Origin of the sequence: Sphingobacterium puteale, from assembly GCF_003627955.1 — a bacterium.
In the GTDB taxonomy this organism is placed as follows: Bacteria; Bacteroidota; Bacteroidia; order Sphingobacteriales; family Sphingobacteriaceae; genus Sphingobacterium; species Sphingobacterium puteale.
The window spans coordinates 27,574-49,167 of the sequence record NZ_RBWS01000005.1 but is presented as its reverse complement, the minus strand read 5'-3'; the positions used below and the strand labels follow the sequence as shown (position 1 = coordinate 49,167).

The window sequence follows — 21,594 nt, the reverse complement described above, 5'->3', positions numbered from 1 at the left end:
ATTTAAAAAAATATTTTGATGAAAAAGATATTCAAAACTATAAATTTTACAATTTTAGCCTCGTCATTACTTTTTATGGGGAGCTGTAAGGACTTTTTGGATACCAATACTTCTGTCGATACCGAAGAAGGAACGGCATTATCCAGTGCGGGACAGTTGCAGATGGTGCTGACTTCCGCCTACCGACAACTTTATTTTAATGACCAGGGTGGGGACCGTGTTTATGCAGGCTTACCAGGATTACAGATGTATGTTGATCTTGGCGGAGCTGATATTGTCAGCCATACAAATATGGGCGGCAACCAGGTGGATACCTATAAATATGAAGCATCAAGGACGCAGACTACAGGTACCTCGGATGCAATTTGGACGATGATGTATAAAATTATCAACCAGACCAATAAAATTATCCACGCCATACCAGCAGCACAGGGCGATCAGGCTACAAAAAATCAGATTCTCGGTCAGGCAAAAGCGATAAGAGGAATCTGTTACTTTCATCTGATCCAGAATTATCAACAGACTTATATGATCGCCAAGCAGAAAAAAGGCGTCATATTACGTTTGGATCCGAAAGAGGATATCAACTTACCTAGAGCCACCGTTCAGCAGGTTTATGATCAGATTCTAGTTGATTTAGGAGATGCAAAAAAACTGTTAAACGGATTCGATCGTGCAGATAAATGGACGATTAATGAGGACATCGTTTCTGGGCAATTGGCTAGAGTTTATCTGGTGATGAACAATTGGCAGGGGGCCTTGACTGAGGCGACATCAGTCTATAATAAATATAACAAACTGATGACACGCGATCAATATCGTAGCGGTTTTGATGATGCGATCAGCAATGCTTATCCGGAAGTTGTCTGGGCGATGAAGTTTACCGCTACCAACAATTTAGGCGGTGGTACCCAGTTTAACTTTTGGTACAACCAGGATGAGAAGTATGGTGAAGGTTATACCGATGGGCCGATTTACGCCTTCCTGGATTTCTTTGCCGATGGACAATATGAAAAATTATTTGAAAAGACGGAGGACCGTTATCAATTCTGGAAACGTACGAAAAATGCAAATAAAGAATGGTCTACAAAATGGGCTTATGATAAATACAAACATTATGGCGATGCAAACGGTGCTGTACAAGGAAATACGAGACCAGAAGTTACGCTGATGCGTGGTTCGGAGATGCTGTTGATTATGGCAGAGGCTGCGGCGCATTTAAATAATGGGATGGGGCTTACTTATCTGAATCGTCTACAGGCAGCCCGAGGGGTGAAGAACCTGACTACGGCAGCGGCGGGACAGAACCTACTAGAGGCGATTTATGTGGAGCGACGTAAAGAATTACTCTGTGAAGGAGTGACCGGTTTATATGATCTGCTTCGCCTGCAAAAGCCTTTGGTACGTATTCAGGAGACACCAAGCTATGTGGAAGGGCATTATACCTGGGGAATGTCCAACCTGGACGGTTATGATCCGAAGAGTCCAAATCCTACAGGAACACTCCCTTCGAACGATTATCGCTTTATCTGTCAAATTCCGCAGTTGGAAATGACGCGAAATACGGCTTTGAAAGAAGCTGATCAAAATCCGTTCAAGGGACAAGGTCAGTAAAAAGTAGCTCAAATAGCATTTCAAAAAAGCCCATAAGCAATATTGCTTATGGGCTTTTTTGAAATGCTAATGAATTAATGCAGGAGAATACGTTATGGTTTATCCCACCATACTCTTGCATTAAGGCCGTCAGCACCTCCATATGGGAAAGCTGCAACAGCGGCATTGTAGTTCACTGTATTATTTGATGCCTCCTGGGTAGGGTAACCTTCTCTGCGTGGGATCAGATTCCCGTTAGCTCCGGCTGGTGCCGTTAATACAGGGAAACCTGTCCTTCGCCATTCTGCCCATGCCTCATACCCATTTAAGAAAAGATGGATCCAACGTTGCTCGGCTATCTGCTGTATGGCCGTAGCCGCGGAATAGGCGACAGCGGGTTGATTAATATAAGCGTCGATGGCAGAAGCAGAGGTCGCGTTGGCAGTCCATAAATTAATTGATTCTTTGATCGCATTTTTATAGTTGGTTTCAGCAACAGCATCACCCCCGCTTATCCAACCTAATTTCGCAGCTTCCGCCATTGCAAACAGTACTTGTGGGTAAGTAACCAGATTGACTGGAGAATTTTGCTGCCTAAGCTTTGCTCCCAATAACGATATTCCCGGAATATCACCCGAATTTCCAGCCGCTTTTCCATATTCTAAACCAACATATTCCCCAGATTGATTTTTATCACCATAAATAGGCAAACGCGGGTCATTTTTAGGTTTCATATAGTCCACTAAGGGCTTACTCAGTGCAAACCACTGACGTTCAAGACGTGTGAAGGAATTATACCAGAAATTTTCATGATCCTTTTCCGCCAAATGTGGGTAGGCAAAATTGTCAGTATTAGAAGCCATGACTCCGTCTGCTAAGGCGCTGACAAATTCCTGTTTACCCCAAGTGGCATCCACTTTAGACAAACGGAGTGCCATAAGAAGACGAATCGAATTGCCGACTTTCTTCCATTTGCTCATATTGCCATTGAAGATGATCTCATTTTTTAATGTGGCATTGGGATCTAGGTTTGCGCTTGCCTCTTTAAGCTGTTTGAAGAGGCTAGTGTAGATTTCTTTCTGTGTATCATATTTAGGAAGACGATTCTGACTACCCTTGAGTGCATCGCTATAAGGTAAATCTCCCCAACGATCGGTCATATGCAACATAAAATAGGATTCCAAGATATTAGCTAGTGCAATTTGGTTCACAGCGCTGCCCTCTGATTCACTTAATTTTCCATTTCTAGCTTTATCCTTTACTTCCTGAATATTTTTTAACGGACCCTTATACCAACTTTCAAAATTTAAATTGGTTGATATATACCTAGAGTTGTCTGTATATGTCGTTAATGATAAGTACTGAGGATAATGAACCCCCATCTGATTAGCCGTATTGGCACTCGTTCCTGATAGAAAGAACTCTGCATTCGCCAATAATTGCATGCCTGTCGCAGTGGAAGGGTTATTTGGATCTATATAATATGAATCGTCAAATTTTTTGCTGCATGATACCATCGTCGTTATAGCGGTAAAAACGAGGGCATATTTTAATAATGATAACTGTTTCATGATTTTAGAATTTAAAGCTTAGGTTTACCCCATAAGAACGTACTGTTTGTAATTCCCCTTTCTCGATCCAGCTGATGGATGCACTTCCCATAGAAAGTTCGGAAGGATCAATTCCTTTCGGAGCCTTTTGCCAGATCATCCATGGGTTTCTTGCAATAGCAGCAATACGGATAGATTTAAATGGTGTTTTCTTTAATGTATTTTCAGAAAATGTATACCCTAGGCTTACTTCTCTCAATTTTATATAAGAGGCATTGAACAACCATTCTTCGTAAAATTTAGTTCCGATCTGGTTTCTAAAATAACTTCTTGCATCGACAAATGCATTGACAGCTTCCCCTGTAGCTTGTGAAATACCAGAAATTTCGTAACCACCACCATCGGCTAATGGATCGCGTACATTTTTGCCTTTACTATTCATTGCCGCAGTCTCTTCTGCCTGTCCAGATTTTACGGCGAGCATTTTAGACCAGCTAAAGAATTTACCTCCAGATTGGAAGTCTATCATGGCATTAAAATCGATGTTTTTATATCGGATTGAATTTAAGAAACCACCGGTAAAATTGGGTAGAACAGAACCGAAATCTTTGTTCAGTTCTTGGATCGGCATATTATTGGCGTCCAATAATATTTTTCCTGTTGCTTGATCACGTAAATAACCCGGACCGATCAATGTACCGAATGCTTTTCCTCTGTCTGCTCTTAAATAAACCGTTTGACTAGAATAGGTGTTTAAATCCAGCTGGTAAGAATTAATATTGTCGATCAATTCGTGGATCTTACTGTTGTTTCTTGCAAAATTTAAGGTGGTGTTCCAAGTGAAGTTGGCTGATTTCGCAGGTGTTCCAGAAAGCGATATTTCGATACCATTGTTCTCAATATCCCCAGCATTTACAAATTCAGATTCATATCCGGTAGCTGATGACTGAGATAGATCAATAACTTGTTTTTTATTACGCTGTTGGTAATAAGTGAAATCAAGTCCTAAACGGTCATTGAAAAATTTGAGGTCTGTACCGATCTCAAAGGTATGGGCAAAAGATGGTTCTAGATTTGCATTTTTTAGTTTATCTGGGACAGAGACGGTTGTAATTGTTCCTGTACTGGTTTTGTAGGCCGTACCCATTTGATAGTTCAAAAGTGCAGAATAAGGATCTACATCAGAACCCGCAATCGCATAGGAAGCTCTCAATTTACCAAAAGATAGTACTTTGGAATCGAATAATTCGCTAAATAGGAAAGATCCGGAAACCGATGGATAAACATAAGAATTGTTGTTTTTAGGTAATGCTGAAGACACGTCCTGACGAATTGATGCGTCTATAAAGTAGATATCCTTATAACCGAAAGAGGCCATTGCATACAGTGACCGGATTTGTTTTTTCAACTTATAGGAAGTTGTTTCCGGACGGTCAATAGATGCCGCAATATTATAAAATCCCCTCGTTGCCAAACCTCCAACGGTAGCTTGCGAAACATAAGAATAGTCGCGGGTATAAATATTGGTACCTAAATTAGCATTTAGCGAAAAATCATTCCACTTGTTATTGTATTCTGCTAAAAACTCATAATTGCTCTCATCATTTTGATATTTTCCTACAGAAAATGCTTCATCTAACCGACCTCCAAATGCGGTTCTACTGCTGAGGTTTTGTGTAAAGAAATCTTTTCTTACAAAACCTGAAACCTTTAGATTGTCAAAAATTTTGTAGGATACGTTAACATCTCCAAATACCCGATCGCGTGAGTCATTGTTTAGATTTTCGTATGCGTCAAAAAATGGATTGTTCCAGTCTGAGGGTTTGTTATTTGTAATTATTCCTGTGGATGTATTCGGATTTACGTTCCAATTTAATATTGTGCCGTCTGCATATTTATAATTTCGGAGCCTATTAATATCAATGTTACGTTGAAACCATTGTGTAGCACCAGTGAATGATCCCTGATAACCTTGAACAGGTCTTTGTCCATTATTATTTGCGTAATTGATATTAGCTCCAACAAGCAGTTTGGATGTGATGTCCAATGTCCCGTTTAAGCCAAAATTATTTCTCTTTAGGGAGGTATTAGGAATAACACCTTTGATATAGGTGTTATTATAGCTAAAGCGGATTGCGGCATTTTCATTACCGCCAGCAATCGTCAGACCATTGTTTGTTGTGAATCCCGTATTATAGAAGTCCTTTATGTTATTGGGTTGAGGAGAAAAAGGGGTAGTTTTGCCGAAATCAACATCTTGAGGATAAAAGCTATAATACATGCGAACAGGAGTTCCATCCATTTTTGGTCCCCAAGATTCGTCATTGCCATTGACATAGTACTCTCCGGATGCTAATTTCAGGAAAGTCTGATTATTACCGACACCATATATATTTTGAAGGGGCATAAAATTGCCTGTTTTCTCCCATGAAGTAGCGGAGTTAAAGCCGATATCAATTTTTTTAGGACCCTTTTTTCCTTTCTTGGTAGTAATCATGATTACTCCGTATTGTCCCCGCATACCATATAAAGCGGAAGCCGTAGGACCTTTCAGAACGTTGATTGTTTCGATATCTTCAGGATTTATATCTTGTCCAACATTTCCAAGGTCTACACCATTACCAGTTGAACTACTGAAATTCGAATTTGAGATTGGAGTGCCGTCGATGACCATAAGCGGTTGGCCTCCACCTGTAACTGAGTTAACGCCACGGATCTTGATTTTTTGTGTTCCACCCAAATTTGCGCCAGAAGATCCCGTTACTTGTGCGCCGGCAACTTTTCCTGCTAAGGAACCTAACACATTGGTTTCTTTTGTAAATGTTAGATCATCTCCTTTGACTTGTTGTGCGGAATAACCAATGGACTTTTGGGAACGTTTGATTCCTAATGCAGTTACAACCACCTCATCTAAGGCTTGTTCGTTGCTGACGAGTGTAATACTGATCGTTTTCCGGCCATTAACCTGAACCTCCTGCGCATTATAGCCAACAGCAGATAGTATTAGTGTGGCATTTGAATTTGCATTGAGCGTGAATAAGCCTTGTTCGTTGGTTGATGTTCCTTGGCTGGATCCTTTGACATTTATGGTAACTCCACCGACGGGATTTCCATTGCTGTCTGTGATTTTCCCAGCAATCTGAATCTGTTGTGCATATAAAGACTGCATCGAACTACAGGCTATGAGACACAACGTTGTGAGCACATGTTGTTTCATAAGAGTTTGAATTGATTAATTTAGTTTGTTAATATGTTGGTTTCATCGGTTGTTGATCTCAACTCCGACAAAGATTCAATGCAATGTTCTCCTTATAAGACAAAAAACATTGCATTGAATATAATCTTATTTTCTTAAAATTCCAATTCCCGGACGGCTCGGTAAGATGCAGTTGCCATCAATTACCGTCATGCCATCGTAGATATCGTTATCGATCAGGAGTGCCCCATCTAAATCTGCCCAATCGGTCAATGGTGCTAATTGTGCCGCAGCACTGATGGCACAGGAAGTTTCGGTCATACAGCCGATCATGACTTTCATTTCGAGGGAACGTGCAAGTTCGGCCATCCGTTTGGCTTCACGCATGCCTGTACATTTCATCAGTTTGATGTTGATGCCACTGTAAACTCCTTTTAGGGCAGGTACATCAACCAAACGTTGACACCCCTCATCCGCAATTGTTGGTATCGGACTATGTTCAGTCAGCCAGGCATTGTCATCAATCTGTTCTTTGGGCATGGGTTGTTCAAGGAAAGAAACATTTCGCTCAGCGAGCCAATGTGCCATTTCCAGCGCTTCTTCCCGCGTTTTCCAACCTTGATTAACATCTGCACATAATGGGCGGTCTGTGACCTGACGAATGGTGTCAATGATCATCTTATCGGTATCCAGTCCCAATTTTACTTTTAGGATCTTAAACTGATCTGCTTCAGCAACCTTTTTACGGATCATATCCTCCGTATCGATGCCGATGGTGTAGGAAGTCGGTGGGATAAGATCCGGATTTAATCCCCATATTTTATAGAAGGGCTGGCGCATAATTTTACCAAGCACATCATGTAGAGCAATATCTATTGCTGCTTTTGCGGCAGTATTTTTTGCTGCTACTTGGTCTACATAATGCAGAATCTCCTCCGTCTGGAAAGGTGAGTTGAATGCTGATAAGTTAATTTGATTTAAAAAGGCGATCACGCTTTCCTGTGATTCACCAAGGTATGGCGGCATGCTGGCCTCACCATAGCCCACTATACCGTCATACTCCAATTCGGTTAGTACGACAGGCGTCGTACTGCGGCTATAGGAAGCGACGGTAAAGACATGGCGCAATGTTAGGGTATATGGACGGAACCTTAGCTTAAAGGCTCCAAAGTCCTTGCTGATCCATTCAGATTGATTGCTCATTATGGTTTATTTATTGATATAGTAATTGCTTTCAGCGATTTTTTGAATTGCAGAATCCTTGGCACCTAAATAACGCCGGGCAGCAACAACGGTACGTGTCTGAAAATCGTCGTAATCAGCAGCGTCTTTTAGCATGCTGTTAATGCGAACCAATCCTGCAGCATGGATAAAAGTGCCATTGCCTATATAAAGCGCTACATGGGTGACGCGCGCATTGGGATTACTGTTTTTGCCCGCAGCAAAAAAGAGCAAATCCGCAGGTTTCAGGTTTTTAAGCGCTTTTTCAGGATCAAAATGCCCCTCGCTGTCCAAGATATCTATCTTTTCGCCCGCTAAAACCTGTTGTGATGCATCTCTAGGGATAACGAAGCCATTCATAAAGAAGCTTGTCTTGGTAAATCCGCTACAATCGACCCCTTTGACCGATGTGCCGCCCCACAAATAGGGTAGTCCCAACATGGACTTTGCACTTGCAATAATATGATCAGCGGTAGGATTACGTGTATCCAGCCAATTTTTTAATGTTAGACCTTCAGATTTCTTGATATAACCTTTGCGGCCATCGGGGTAAGCGATTTCATAAAAACCACCTTTTTGTCCGGTTAATTTCAAGATATCCCCATATACAAGATCCGATACCCGTTGGCTTTTCTCTGTGGGTTCGGAATAAGATCTTCCGAATTCAGTGGTGTAGATCAGCTTGTCTGATTGTCTCCACTTGTCGGCCTCGGCCTGATCCATTACTGCTATTGAGGATGCTGGCACCCAAGCGATATAACCATCAGGGGTGCGTACCCGGTATTCACCACTTTTCTTCTGTAGCAGATCTACTTGTGTACCCAATAAAACTTGGCTTGTCAGTTCCGCGGAGTTATCCGGAAAGGTACGCATGTTGGCAACTGAAAGCCTGATTACCCCTACAGTTTTGCCATCAACACTGGCGTCCGGTAAGAGCTGAACTTGGATATTCGCGGATATTTCTTTTGCCTTTTGTTCGAGAACAAACTTAGCATCTTTTTCGGTTGTTTCGAGAATATATATATTTTGGGGGACATCCGCTTTTTGGATAGCCACAATTTTCGTTCTCCGATCCGGTGCAAATTCACGCTTTACGTTTTCTTGCAATTCTTTGATTTTGAAATAAGTGGTGGAATCTACTTGCTGTGCATGGCCATGACTTGTGCCAATAAGACTTGCACATGCTAAAATAGCGAATTTTAGTGTGTTTTTCATGCTGATTAGTTTGTTTCTAAAGATAGGATTAATTCACAATATAAATCAATGTTTGTTGTCGATTTTTGAGTGATTTGAATATTGTGTTGCTAAAAAACGAATCTTTGGGCTTAATTTTAATTAATTTGTCTATTTGCTAAAACCATTTTGTATTATTGCTTATTGATCGCAAAACCGTTGATTGTTTTTGAATCTCACTGCCAAAAGCAGGTTAGCGATTGTGAACTGTGGTAATGAAAATTCAAAAACGAATTATTCATGCTTGAAAATGCCGGACGGCGGAGGCAAACAGGTTATTAAAAGACAAATAGATTATATATGAGTTCTAGACGTAATTTTATTAGACAAGGTTTTATGGCTGCTGCAGCCATAGGTACCTTGCGTGCATTTGATACAAAAGGGCTGACGATTGCATCTGATGATAAGGTAAAAAAATATCCGATTGTCATATCAACCTGGGATTTCGGAATAGCAGCAAATAAAGCGGCCTGGGAGATCTTATCGAAAGGCGGAAAAGCTCTTGATGCTGTCGAACAAGGCGTGCGTGTACCTGAAGCGGACTTGAAAAATATGACCGTCGGAAAAGGAGGGTATCCGGATCGTGATGGACATGTGACCTTAGATGCCTGTATTATGGATGCTGATGGCAATTGCGGTGCTGTGGCCGGTATGGAAAAAATCGGACATCCGATATCGGTGGCCCGCTTGGTTATGGAGAAAACACCACACGTAATGCTAGTTGGGGAGGGTGCCTTGCAATTTGCGTTGGAAAACGGTTTCAAGGAAGAAAATTTGCTGACGCCAGAGGGAGAAAAAGCTTGGAAAGAATGGTTAAAGGAGAAGAAGTATAAACCGGTCGTTAATATCGAAAATAAATCTTTTGCTGCGGAGCGCCTACCGGGCAACCAGTACAACCACGATACGATTGGTATGCTGGCCTTAGATGTCAATGGAAATATATCCGGAGCTTGTACAACCAGTGGAATGGCATTTAAAATGCACGGCAGGGTGGGAGATAGCCCGATTATCGGCGCTGGTTTATATGTTGACAATGAAGTTGGTGGAGCTACTTCGACCGGGGTAGGTGAAGAAGTTATCCGTAATGTAGGTAGCTTTTTGGTGGTTGAATTAATGCGTCAGGGGTACTCGCCCGAAGATGCTTGCAAGGAAGCGGTGATGCGTATCGTGAAGAAAAAGCCTGCAATTGCCAAAGAGATACAAGTTGGATTTTTGGCGATCAATAAAAAAGGCGAGTATGGAGCTTTTGCTTTGCAGGAGGGATTCTCATATGCTGTTTGTGATAGTAAGCAGCAGGATCTTTTGATCAAAGGAAAACATTATTATTAGTGAATAGATATTAGTATTTAGCTATTAGATGTAAGATTTAGATAAGAGATTGGAGGTTCCTAATCCTTGCTCTTTGTCATTCTTCTGGATGCAGATTTGCATATAAGTGATAATTGTCGTCTTTGTAAAAAAAAGATAATAGCAATTATGTCTAATTACTCGCTATTCAATAAACAGTACTTAATTTAGAATACATGTTGAGGTTTGAGTATTAAATTTAATATTGATTATCTTTGTATAAGCGTTGTTTAAGTGAAAAAACAGAATAACAAATTGCCAGCAGCTTATAAAAGTAAAGTCTAAATACTAGCTACTCAATACGCAATACTAAATACAATAAAAATATGAAAGCAACATTTGGAGGTGGATGTTTTTGGTGCACGGAGGTAATTTTCCAGAATACCGAGGGAGTGACATCCGTATTGCCAGGATATATGGGTGGTCATGTAGATCATCCTACTTATGAGCAGGTCTGTACTGGTACAACCGATCACGTGGAAGTGGTGGAGTTGGAGTATGACGATGAATTGGTCAATTATGAGGACCTGTTGAAAATTTTCTTCAAGACACATAATCCGACAACATTGAACCGTCAAGGGAATGATGTGGGCACACAATATCGGTCTGTGGTATTTTTTCACAATGAAGAACAGGAGATTTTGGCCAAAAACTTTATTGATGAATTGGAAAATGAAGCTGTCTACGAGGATCCGATTGTTACAGCCGTAGAACCGGCGTCAACGTTTTGGCTGGCTGAAAATTATCATCATAATTATTTCAATGATCATCCTGAGAATCCGTTCTGTTCGGTGGTCATTGCACCGAAACTTCAAAAATTCTTGAAAGAATTTAAAGCTTAAAAGCTTTATTGCAGGAACTTGGTGCCTGCGCGCAGCGAATTGATGCTGTGTATTTAACAGAGGGCCGGAGGATTGAAACAAGGTCTTGATTACCTTTGAGAACGACCTGCGATCTACAATAATATAAAAAGGCTCGAATATCATATTCGAGCCTTTTCTTTATGCGGATTACTTATTGAAAAATGCTGTTAAAACATTTCCATTTGCCCCTTGTCATCAATTTGGATGTCATCAGGGTTAGTGATCTCTAATTTGATATCATCTTCTTTTTTATCATTGGATGCATCAGTTGCAGTTTCAGCAGCTGAAGACTCAGCCTTTGTCTCTTCGGATTTTGTTTCTCCATCTACAGAAGCTACTTCCGTTTTTTCCTTTCCTTTTTCACTCAGATCCTCATCCGCAGTGATCAAAGTGACAGATTTTACGGTATGGAAAGATAGACGGTTGCCCTGTGCCTTTAAACCTTTGATATCAATGATCTCAGTCAATGGTTGCTCCAGTGTTTCCTCTGTTTGGGATTTGCCTTTTAATATATCTAATCTGACCGTTGGCTCAGCGGCATTGCTCATAAGTATTAGCTTTGAACCAGGTTCCTCATTGATAAACGAAATACGTTTACCGATAGGTTGGTCATCAAATTTAAAGCGTTTGACGAAATAAGTTCCGCTTTTGCCATCTTGATGCACAACGGTATAAATGTGTTCAGGATAGAATTTCTCAATACGGATCATTTTTTCATCAAAGTGGTTGCTCAGGTCGAAGTTCGATAGCTCGTAACTACCATCAGAAAGTACCACCAATATTTTATCATCACCATCAAATTCTCCTAGATACTGACCACGTTCATCGGCGTTAAGACGTTTCATGATGCTGTCATACCAAATTTTTCGTCCTGCGAGTGTTGAAATACCTGAGCTTTTAAAGGTTATTTTCTTGACAGGGTATTTGGAAACAATATTGCCCTGAGATGCACGACCTTTGATGGCAATCTCAGCGAAATCCATGTCGAAATTCAATTTGCGTAATTTCGTGTGTGGTTTAAGCTGTATATTGACCACTTCGGCCTCGCCATTTGGATTAGCGGTGAAGTATAGGACTTTTGATCCTTTCGATCCTTTTGATACATCGTATTCCTTATCACGGGTCACGCCCACTACAGAGAAACGTTTGATATAACTTGTGCCGGTTTCACCTTCTTTATAAATGACATTGTATATGGTTCGTTCGTCACCTTTTTTAAAGACCGCTACATGGATAATTCCTTTTCCGACGAATACCTTATCCTGAATCTTACTGACGACATATTTGCCGTCTTCGCGGAAGACGATGATATCGTCGATATCCGAGCAATCGCAGACGAACACATCTTTCTTCATTCCTGAACCGATGAATCCTTCTTCACGGTTGACATATAGTTTGGTATTAGCTAGCGCGACCTGTGTAGCTTCCACCTTATCAAAGATGCGTAACTCGGTCTTACGCTCGCGATCTTTACTATATTTTTCACGTAGTTTTTCATACCAGGCAATGGCATATTCCGTCAGTTGACGTAGGTTCCGCTTAACCTCTTTGATCTCATTTTCGAGGGTCTTCATCGTTTCGTCCGATTTTTTAACATCGAAACGCGTAATGCTGCTCATCGGTTTATCGATCAATTTCTTATAATCCTCAGGAAGAATTTCGCGATAAAACTGTTCAAAGAATGGTTCAAACAAGCGATTTAAAACCTGTACGACGGTGTCAAAGTCACCGGCATTTTCATAATCGGCATGTTTATACATCCCTTCCTGGATGAATATTTTCAATAAACTATTGAAGAAGATTTTTTCCTGAAGATCATTTAAACGGATCTCCAGTTCCCGCTTCAATAGGTTTTTGGTGTTTTTGGTGTTTTCAATCAAGATGTCATTGACACTCATAAAATGAGGTTTTTCATCTTTGATGACACAGGTATTGGGCGAAATCGAAACCTCGCAGGCTGTGAATGCATAAAGCGCATCGATCGTAACATCGGGAGAGATTCCCGGTGCTAAATGCACGATGATTTCAACATTTCCAGCCGTGTTGTCTTCGATTTTCTTGATTTTGATTTTACCTTTTTCATTCGCTGTTACGACGCTCTCGATAAGCCCGCCAGTGGTCGTACCAAAAGGAATCTCGGTGATTGCCAAAGTCTTTTTATCCCGTTCTTCGATTTTAGCGCGTACACGGATCTTTCCGCCACGTTGACCTTCGTTGTAGTTGGACACATCGGCCATACCACCTGTGGGAAAATCGGGAAGAATATTCGGGCGTTCGCCATTCAGCGCCTGAATTGAACCATCGATAAGTTCAATAAAGTTGTGCGGCATAATTTTGGTCGCTAAACCTACGGCAATACCTTCGGCTCCCTGTGCCAGAAGCAAGGGGAATTTAACAGGTAACGTGACTGGCTCGCGGTTACGTCCGTCGTAGCTTAGTTGCCATTCGGTCGTTTCGGGATTGAAGACAACTTCATTCGCAAATTTAGAAAGCCGACCCTCAATATAACGTGGCGCTGCAGCCGAATCACCTGTAATCGGGAAGCCCCAGTTTCCTTGGCAATCGATCAGCAGATCCTTTTGTCCTAATTGTACCATCGCATCACCGATGGAAGCATCTCCATGCGGGTGATATTTCATGGTATTACCAATTACATTGGCAGCTTTATTATATCGTCCATCATCCATTTCTTTTAAGGAATGGAGAATACGGCGTTGTACCGGCTTCAAGCCGTCATTTATATGGGGTACAGCTCTATCCAAGATCACATAGGATGCATAATCCAAAAACCAGTTCTCGTACAGTCCAGATAAAGGTATTGTCTGACTTCCGCCTTCTGTTTTTCCTGATCCTAATTCTTCTTGGTTATCTTCCGTTGGGAAGTTTGTTTCGTCACTCATTTACTCAGCAATAGATTAAATTGTACAATACAGAAATGTTCGAAATTTTATTTTATTCGAACGTGTAAAAATACAAAACCATTTTGTTTTATCCCAGTGAAAGTATAAAAAGTTAAAAAAATTAGCTTTTTGAGCTAATATAATTAGCTTTGTACCGATTGCTCGACCAGATCGTACCAATAACAATGGATATCCCAACGGTCGAAATAAAATTCCTCTGTGATCTGAAATCCCACTTTTTCCAATACATGTCTTGATCCTTCGTTTTTGGTATGGGTGATGGCATGGAGTTCGAAATGAGTCAGGTGTTCCCGATAATACTGCATACAGGCCAATGCTGCCTCAGTGGCATATCCTTTACCCCAGGATTCTACCCTGAAACGATAACCTAGGTCCAAAAAATCGATACGTCCGTTTTCCAGTTCATCAATATATTTAAAACCCGTCCAGCCGATCCATTGATTGCTTGATTTTTCAACGACCCCCAGTCGGCCAATACCATATTTTTCATATTGTAGCAGAATGAGAGCGATCGCTTTTTCCATATCTTCGATGGATTGAACAGGCTCTTTATTGAGAAAGGTATGTACCTCAGGCTGTGAATCCATAGCAAAAAAATAGTCCTTATCGTCCATGCTTATCGGACGGATGATTAGACGTTCGGTTTCTAATGTGGGTAGGTATTTTTCCATCTTATTTCTTTTGAGTTTTACAGGGCTTCAAAGCCAGAGTTTATCGATATCTTTTTTTAATATTTTCTCTTTCATTTCTTCTTCAAAATCACCGAACTGTTCTTTTTTGACAGTCTTGCTGATCCGACCTTCTTCCAAAACCAATATCTCGTCACAGGTATCCTTTAATGTCGAAAATATATGCGATGAGATCAGGATGGTTTTGCCCATTGCTTTAAGTCGTAGAATAATTTCAGTCAGGATAATACTGCTTTGTAGATCTATCCCGTTAAAAGGTTCATCCAGAATGTAGAAACTGTTGTCCTGGAGCAGGGTCGCTGTCAGTGCCAGTTTCTTTTTCATGCCTGTAGAATAGGAGTTCGCATACTCTTTTAATGGTAATTCGAAGATATTTCTTTCGCTTAGATGCTGAATGCTTTTTCCTCGGGCATCGGTAAGGAGATAGATATATTCTTCGCCTGTGAGTTTCGATAAGAAATACGGATCTGATGTCAGGTAGCCTAAATGGTTCTTAAGTGGCTGTAGGTTCGCGCTGATTTTTCCCGAAGCTGTTTCCAGCCCCGCTATACAGCGAAATAAGGTTGTTTTTCCAGCCCCGTTTTCGCCTACGATACCGTAGACTTTTCCGTCCTCAAAAGTAAAAGTCACCTCATGCAAGACCTGATGCTGACCAAAGGATTTACTGATATGAATAAGCTCGATCATAAATAGTTTTTTAGATTTTTGAGGGCCTTAAGGTAATAAAAGGGCAATAGGGCTACTATCAGGGGATAGAAACTAAAACACAATATCAGCACAGAGACCTCAGGAAAATTGATCTCTCTCGGATAAGCGACATATTTTAAGGTAATGGCAAAAGGGATCAGGAATAATATTCCACCCAAAACAATTAATGCATTAAACCATTCTGATGAATAAATAAAGGCATATGTCAGTAGGAGTGGCAGGACAAACAAAAGACATTGCAGCAGTCCACGTCTAAATTTACGCAGTAGAAATCCAGCAGGTGTTTCTCTACTGTTCCATAGATAAAAGACAGGTTCAGGCAACTGATAATAGAGTATACAAGTCAGGGCTATACCGCTTACACAAAATAGAACAAGGTTGGAATTCGTGGCATAAAAACCAATTGCTGCCAGTAGATACAAAACGATAATCAGCAGGTAACTCCTTCGGAATCCGATAATAAATTCAAAGGGTTTCTTTGCGAAGGGAGTAGGGATGGATTTACCAAAAGCTTTAAAAGTCAAAAAGGCAAATACAACCGCTAACAGGCCTAAGATGAACGCATAGAGCCAAAGACTTTGAGATAGCAATAGAGCAATAGAAAGTAAGGTCACTAGAACATTTTCCAGTAGTCTAATGGTGTAAAAGTCCTTTTTGTTAAACGTGTTTTTTAGAAAATCGTTTCTGTTTTTTTCGGTCAGGAGAAAGAGTAACTGAAAATTGCCCAGGAGTATGGCATAACTTCCAAAGACGGGATACTGCAATAAAAGATAGTAAACAAGATAACATGCTCCCAAAAGCAAAATTGGCGCAATCACTAAAGGTAATCCTGTTGCCGTAAAATGGCGGGTCAATAACTTATATTGAAGCTTTAAATAATTGTTTATCATTTGCCATCTGTTTATAAATAGTCATACAAGCGATGCTATCGTGAACTTGTTTGTCCGCCGTTGGCATACTTAAATTTAACGATTCCAATCGAATAGCTAAAGCTGAGATTTTCTTTGCCAATTTAGCATATAGAGTAAAGCAATCACTAGGACAACGGCATTGGCATACATAATTTGCGGAATGCGAAGGATGACATCGGCATAGTACAGTCCGGCGAGGAGGGCTCCAAGGCCAATTCCCGCTTCGAGCGAAATATACATGGTCGCGACCGCTTTGCCGCGATGTTCAGGAATACTCAGGTCAATGGTCCATGCATTGACCGCGGGAGATAATATACCGGTGCCGATACCATAAATGCTCGCCCCGATCATCATACCGATAAAGCTATCCTCAAAGCCAATGACCACCAAAGCAATCGCAATGATCACTAAGCCTGTAATAATAACCTTCGGCCTCCCATAGCGATCGGAAACCTTTCCCGAAACAAAACGTATCATGACGGATGCAATCGTAAATGCCAGAAAGAAAAGGCCTTTATTTTTTAATCCAAGATGTTCACTCCAATCCGGTATAAGGGTCAGGATCACACCGTATGCCGTATACGAAAGAAAGGTAATTATTCCAGCAGGGAGTGCGCGCCATTCAATAATGTCTTTTCGGTTTATTTTGAGCATGGAAAGGTTAAATTTCTCCTTTTTAACTAGGGTTTCCTTCATATTGATGACGATGAGGATTGATAACAATGCCATGAAAGACGAGGAGTAGAACATGACATTAATTCCAAAAGCATCAAAAATTGCGCTCCCTATTGCTGGCCCTACTGCCGTTCCAACACTGAATGCAAGGCCATGCATCCCCAGGGCTTCTCCCCATCTTTTCTGAGGAACAAGATCTGCGACATACGCCGAGGTGGAGGTAGGTTTAAAACCGGTAGAGAAACCATGGATCAACCGCAGAAATAAAAAACCCGCCACAGAAGTTAAAATTGGATAGAGAAACCCGCAGATAAAACAGACAATGGATCCGATGGCCATAACTGGTACGCGGCCCCAACGATCGGTCAGTTTACCACTGAAAGGTCGTGAAATTCCGGCCGTCAATGTAAATAGTGCTATGATCAGACCCTTATATTCAGCCCCGCCCAGGCTACTCAGGTAATTAGGTAGCTCGGGAATAATCATATTGAAACTAGACGAGAATAGGAGTGAGCTCAGGCAAAGTAAAATAAATTGAAGCGTGTAGATGGATTTCTGTTCAGATTGCATTTTAAAACAATTGTCGTGCGTGAATAAGTCTCCCAGCTGGCATTTATCACGAAAGATAACTGTGCTTTTCGAAGAATAGGTCAAATGTACAGCTTTTGGAACGATTAAACTTTTTCTTTTGGCTGAAATTTTGGAGAAATCTTCCAACCATGACATCACATTGAGTGGATCAACGGATATCATGTACGGTTAAATATCGCTTTAGATCAGCTGCCGCCGTGCAATCTCACTGCAGAATATCGTTGTTGCTACAGCGACATTCAATGATTCCGCTTGGCCGATACGAGGTATGGTCACCGCCTGATCTATTAATGCTATTATTTCTTCGCTGATACCATTGCCTTCATTACCCATGACAATTAATCCTTCTGAATCCCATTGTGTTTGATAAATAGACTGGCCATCAAGCAATGCGCCGTACACAGGTAAATTTGTGTCAGAAATAAATTTGTTTAAATCCAGGTAATGAACCTGTATTCTGGCCAGTGAGCCCATAGTCGCCTGTACAACTTTTGGGTTATAGGCGTCCACGGTACCTATGGAACAAATGATATGCTTGATTCCAAACCATTCTGCAGTACGGATGATGGTTCCTAGATTGCCAGGATCTTGCACATCATCCAATACAATATTGTAACAGTTTTTGAGATCATTTAATTCGATCTGTTGTTGTTTGGGGAGCTTGACTAAGGCAAGGACTCCCTGAGGAGATTTTAATGTACTAATCTTTTGAAATTCAGCCTCGGTCACTTCATGGGATTTTATATTATGCGAGATTTTACCCACTTTTGTGTTTGCGTCGTCTGTATAGAAAATGGATTCGACCTGGTAATTTGATGAGATAAATTCCCTGACGGATTTTATGCCCTCAACGATGAATAAGCCATGTTGTTTTCTATACTTTTTATTTTGTAGAGACGTTATTAGACTGATTTGCGCTTTTGACAACATTTTTATTGATGATTAAGTACCCTCGTTTTATCGGATTTGCAAGTATAATGCTTTTGACACTATTTTTTGCATCTTGCCGATCTTCAAAATATATAGATGACGACCAGGCTTTGGTTACAAAAGTACAGATTTCTGGTGTTTCACCAGCATTGAAAGAGTCTTCCGAAACCTATGTATCCAATCAGATCAGACCTAATTCGAGGGTAAATCTATTTATTTACAATACTTTCAATACAAAAAAAGGACGTTATAAGACCAAGAAGATTCGAAATGTTGGTGAGCCACCTCATTTGTTGGACTCGGCAATGGTTGATTTATCTGCTAACCAGATTAGACGTTTTCTATTTACCAAAGGATATTTCAATGCTAAAGTTAATCCTGAGATTTCAGTTGACAAGAAGCGAGCACATATCGACTTTAAGGTCGATGAAGGAAATGCATATCAGATCAGGAATATTGACCGTAAATTTGATGATGATGAGGTAAAATGGCTTTTTGATCGGGATGTTCTCCCCAAAACCAAAGTTACACCCAACACGCAATATGATGCTGCAAAACTGCTCGATGAACGGGAAAAGCTATATCTTGTTATGCGCAACAATGGTTATTATGATTATTTGCGGCAATATATGCGTGTCGGTATCGACTCTACGCTGAAAGGTAACGCAATTGATCTAAAAATAAATGTTGAAAACCCCAGCGATTCAACGATACATAAAAAGTATCAAATTGATAGTGTATATATGACTATTAGGAATTATGGGGCTATATCAAAAAAACCGCCACGTCGTATAACAGATTCAACGAAGAAGCTTCTTTTTATAGATGAGACCAATAGCTTTCGCTGGAAGCCTTTGGAGCGGTATATGTATCTGCGGTCTGGTCATTATTATTCGCTGGCAGAAGAAAACAAATCTTATGATCGGCTTTATGAAATGAATGGTTTTCGGTCTGTGAAAGTACAGTTTGTAAAAAAGGATTCTAATAAACTCAATGTTCACTATGATTTTGTACCGAGACCACGTATGGGAAATCAGATTGAAGGAGAATATACCTTTAGTTCGGGTATGAGTGGTTTTAACATTGGAAATACATTTTCGCAGCGTAATATTTTTGGTGGTTCAGAGCAGTTGGAGGTCAAGTTGCGCTACGGGGTGCTGTTTGATCCGCGTCTGTCGGGCGGGCTTTCCAGTAAAATCTTCAACAATGATTTTCAGGCGGGTGTAAATTTGGTGATCCCACGGCTCATGGTACCTTTTCATATTAATCCGGGTGGGAAATTTGGTTTGCCCAAGACGACCTATTCCATGACTCTACAGTTATTCGATCAGGATCGGACTTACTCTAACCGTTACTTTACGACTTCGTTGAATTACTCTTGGTATGAAACGGAGAATAAGTATCATAGTTTTACTCCGATCGTATTGGAATATCGGGACGGAAGATTGGATTCGAATTTTAGAAAAAATCTGGAACAGGAAGGATACCAACTGTATGTACGAAGCAATGATCGTCAATATTTCGGGCTAGGGACACAATATACTTTTATTCTGAATGGCAAGAAATTGACCAGTAAGGAAGACTTTCAATATTTCCGTGGAACAGTGGATGTCAGCGGGAATGTGCTGGATCTCATCAGTAGCTTAGCGAAGCTACCCGCCAATGCTGATGGTGAAAAGAAGATCTTTGGGGTACCTTTTTTACAATATGCAAAAACTGAATTTGATTATCGCCTGTATCGAAATTTTGGTGGAAATAGACAGTTTGTATTCCGATTTAATCCCGGAATTGCTATTCCGTATGGAAACAATTCGAAGTTATTGATCTTTGAAAAGAGTTTTTATAGCGGTGGAATGAATGGCATACGGGCATGGCAAGCCCGGACGCTCGGTCCAGGAGCCTACAATAGACAAAATCTGAGTGAAGATCTCCGGCTCAATTTGCGTAATCTCGACCAACTGGGGGAAATCAAATTGGAAGCAAATGCAGAATATCGCTTTCGTCTCCTGAATAATTTTCTTGGAGCTAAGATGAATGGGGCGACATTTGTGGATATGGGGAATGTCTGGCGCCTGAAAAAAGATGAGGAACTAAATCCGGGCGGTGAATTTAAATTCAATAAATTCCTGGGGCAAGTAGCGATCGGTACAGGATTTGGTTTACGTTTTGACTCTGACTATTTTGTCATCCGTCTGGATGCTGGTCTAAAAGTTAAAGATCCACAATTTTCAGGCAGTGATCAATGGGTAATCAAGCATTTCTTTGACTCCAAAGAATTTAAACAGCAATATTATGAAAGCCACAGGCCCGACCGGTATAATTTTATCCAATACAATTTCGGAATCGGAATGCCGTTTTAATGTACAATCGTTTCGTTATGATTTACTTTGATCCCATCCATTGATACGATATCCAGACAGATCGCGTTGTTAACCGAGGAGATTTTTGAGACTTGAAAATATAGATTCAAAAATTTTACTCAAGTCTAGACCCTGCGAATGGTTGAATACAAAGAAAACTATAGCCAGTGCGATCGCTGTCATAATCACTTTTTTAAACATGTAAGCTATTCCTAGCACAATGGCCGGGATAATCAAAAACATCAGTCCGCTGATGGCAAAAGGGGAAAGCCCCTTGTCAGTCTTGTAGATATAAAAGAGACGGCCCTTAGATTTCGCTTGGTTTTTATGACTAAAGAATACAAAGGTAGACGATTCAATTTTTTGATTGGCAACCGCGACACCATCGTGAAATTGAAGTGCCTGCGAAAAACCATTGATGGTGAACATGTAGTTTCCGTTGATTGTCTCATTGGTATTACCTACTGAGTCCAAAGCTACAATGGCTAGTTTGCCGTTTTTGGAAAGATTTTCTTTCACAACAAAGTCTTGAATATTTTGTTGTTGAGCATTTGCCCAAAAAGGTATCAGCAACAGAAAAAATATAATCTTTTTCATTTTATTATAAGCGTTTAATTTTAGTCCATTTGTAGCAAGAGATTTGACTTATTTGCTTATATCACGTTCTACAAGCCAGGACAAATTCATGTTGACAATGTCGAAACAGATCTTGTCGAAATGAGCATGCAATTTTAGGAATTTTAATCTTCTTTTGAAAATCTTAAATTATTTGGGAGATGATTCTAATCGAAAACTTTCTTTTTTCT

15 protein-coding genes are annotated in these 21,594 nt (G+C 40.5%); 4 read left to right on the top strand and 11 right to left on the bottom strand.

Annotated features, from left to right (window positions below; all coding sequences use genetic code 11):
- Positions 1 to 18 precede the first annotated feature (18 nt).
- Positions 19 to 1,614 carry a RagB/SusD family nutrient uptake outer membrane protein gene (locus D7322_RS05870; RefSeq protein WP_121122219.1) on the top strand — a complete coding sequence of 532 codons (1,596 nt, stop codon included), beginning with the start codon at positions 19 to 21 and terminating at the stop codon, positions 1,612 to 1,614.
- Between the two features lie 92 nt (positions 1,615 to 1,706).
- Here the strand turns inward: D7322_RS05870 and D7322_RS05865 are convergent, their stop codons facing one another.
- The 4 genes from D7322_RS05865 to D7322_RS05850 form a co-directional block, all read right to left on the bottom strand.
- On the bottom strand, positions 1,707 to 3,164 hold the full coding sequence (locus D7322_RS05865; RefSeq protein ID WP_220700022.1) for a SusD/RagB family nutrient-binding outer membrane lipoprotein: 1,458 nt from the start codon (positions 3,162 to 3,164) through the stop codon (positions 1,707 to 1,709).
- Positions 3,165 to 3,168: 4 nt separating this feature from the next.
- Positions 3,169 to 6,360, bottom strand: a complete 3,192-nt coding sequence (locus D7322_RS05860) for a SusC/RagA family TonB-linked outer membrane protein (RefSeq protein WP_121122217.1) — start codon at positions 6,358 to 6,360, stop codon at positions 3,169 to 3,171.
- Positions 6,361 to 6,486: 126 nt separating this feature from the next.
- Positions 6,487 to 7,542, bottom strand: coding sequence for a dipeptide epimerase (locus D7322_RS05855; protein ID WP_121122215.1), 1,056 nt, complete (start codon positions 7,540 to 7,542; stop codon positions 6,487 to 6,489).
- 6 nt (positions 7,543 to 7,548) lie between these two features.
- Positions 7,549 to 8,775 (bottom strand): C40 family peptidase, encoded by a 1,227-nt coding sequence (locus D7322_RS05850; protein ID WP_121122213.1) that lies wholly within the window; start codon positions 8,773 to 8,775, stop codon positions 7,549 to 7,551.
- Between the two features lie 318 nt (positions 8,776 to 9,093).
- Here D7322_RS05850 and D7322_RS05845 point away from each other — a divergent pair, with 318 nt between their 5' ends.
- Positions 9,094 to 10,122 carry a N(4)-(beta-N-acetylglucosaminyl)-L-asparaginase gene (locus D7322_RS05845; protein ID WP_121122212.1) on the top strand — a complete coding sequence of 343 codons (1,029 nt, stop codon included), beginning with the start codon at positions 9,094 to 9,096 and terminating at the stop codon, positions 10,120 to 10,122.
- A 344-nt stretch (positions 10,123 to 10,466) separates the two neighbouring features.
- Positions 10,467 to 10,982 carry a peptide-methionine (S)-S-oxide reductase MsrA gene (msrA, locus tag D7322_RS05840; protein ID WP_121122210.1) on the top strand — a complete coding sequence of 172 codons (516 nt, stop codon included), beginning with the start codon at positions 10,467 to 10,469 and terminating at the stop codon, positions 10,980 to 10,982.
- Positions 10,983 to 11,170: 188 nt separating this feature from the next.
- On the opposite strand, the gene D7322_RS05835 is transcribed toward msrA, so the two are convergent.
- The 6 genes from D7322_RS05835 to D7322_RS05810 all read right to left on the bottom strand — a co-directional run bounded on the left by D7322_RS05835 (position 11,171) and on the right by D7322_RS05810 (position 18,428).
- Entirely contained in the window at positions 11,171 to 13,903 is a 2,733-nt protein-coding gene (locus D7322_RS05835) for a DNA gyrase/topoisomerase IV subunit A (RefSeq protein ID WP_121122208.1), read from the bottom strand.
- A 143-nt stretch (positions 13,904 to 14,046) separates the two neighbouring features.
- Entirely contained in the window at positions 14,047 to 14,595 is a 549-nt protein-coding gene (locus D7322_RS05830; RefSeq protein ID WP_121122206.1) for a GNAT family N-acetyltransferase, read from the bottom strand.
- A 27-nt stretch (positions 14,596 to 14,622) separates the two neighbouring features.
- Entirely contained in the window at positions 14,623 to 15,300 is a 678-nt protein-coding gene (locus D7322_RS05825) for an ABC transporter ATP-binding protein (RefSeq protein ID WP_121122204.1), read from the bottom strand.
- Positions 15,297 to 16,211 (bottom strand): hypothetical protein, encoded by a 915-nt coding sequence (locus D7322_RS05820; RefSeq protein ID WP_121122202.1) that lies wholly within the window; start codon positions 16,209 to 16,211, stop codon positions 15,297 to 15,299. Before D7322_RS05820 ends, D7322_RS05825 begins: the two co-directional genes overlap by 4 nt.
- A gap of 96 nt (positions 16,212 to 16,307) precedes the next feature.
- Positions 16,308 to 17,477: an MFS transporter gene (locus D7322_RS05815; protein ID WP_245971277.1), complete on the bottom strand. Its 1,170-nt coding sequence runs from the start codon at positions 17,475 to 17,477 to the stop codon at positions 16,308 to 16,310.
- Positions 17,478 to 17,678: 201 nt separating this feature from the next.
- On the bottom strand, positions 17,679 to 18,428 hold the full coding sequence (locus tag D7322_RS05810; protein WP_121122200.1) for a TrmH family RNA methyltransferase: 750 nt from the start codon (positions 18,426 to 18,428) through the stop codon (positions 17,679 to 17,681).
- Between the two features lie 8 nt (positions 18,429 to 18,436).
- Here D7322_RS05810 and tamL point away from each other — a divergent pair, with 8 nt between their 5' ends.
- The gene (gene tamL, locus D7322_RS05805) at positions 18,437 to 20,788 is read left to right on the top strand and encodes a translocation and assembly module lipoprotein TamL (RefSeq protein WP_121122197.1); all 2,352 of its coding nucleotides are present in this window, start codon (positions 18,437 to 18,439) and stop codon (positions 20,786 to 20,788) included.
- A gap of 69 nt (positions 20,789 to 20,857) precedes the next feature.
- On the opposite strand, the gene D7322_RS05800 is transcribed toward tamL, so the two are convergent.
- The gene (locus D7322_RS05800) at positions 20,858 to 21,385 is read right to left on the bottom strand and encodes a hypothetical protein (protein ID WP_121122195.1); all 528 of its coding nucleotides are present in this window, start codon (positions 21,383 to 21,385) and stop codon (positions 20,858 to 20,860) included.
- Positions 21,386 to 21,594 lie beyond the last annotated feature (209 nt).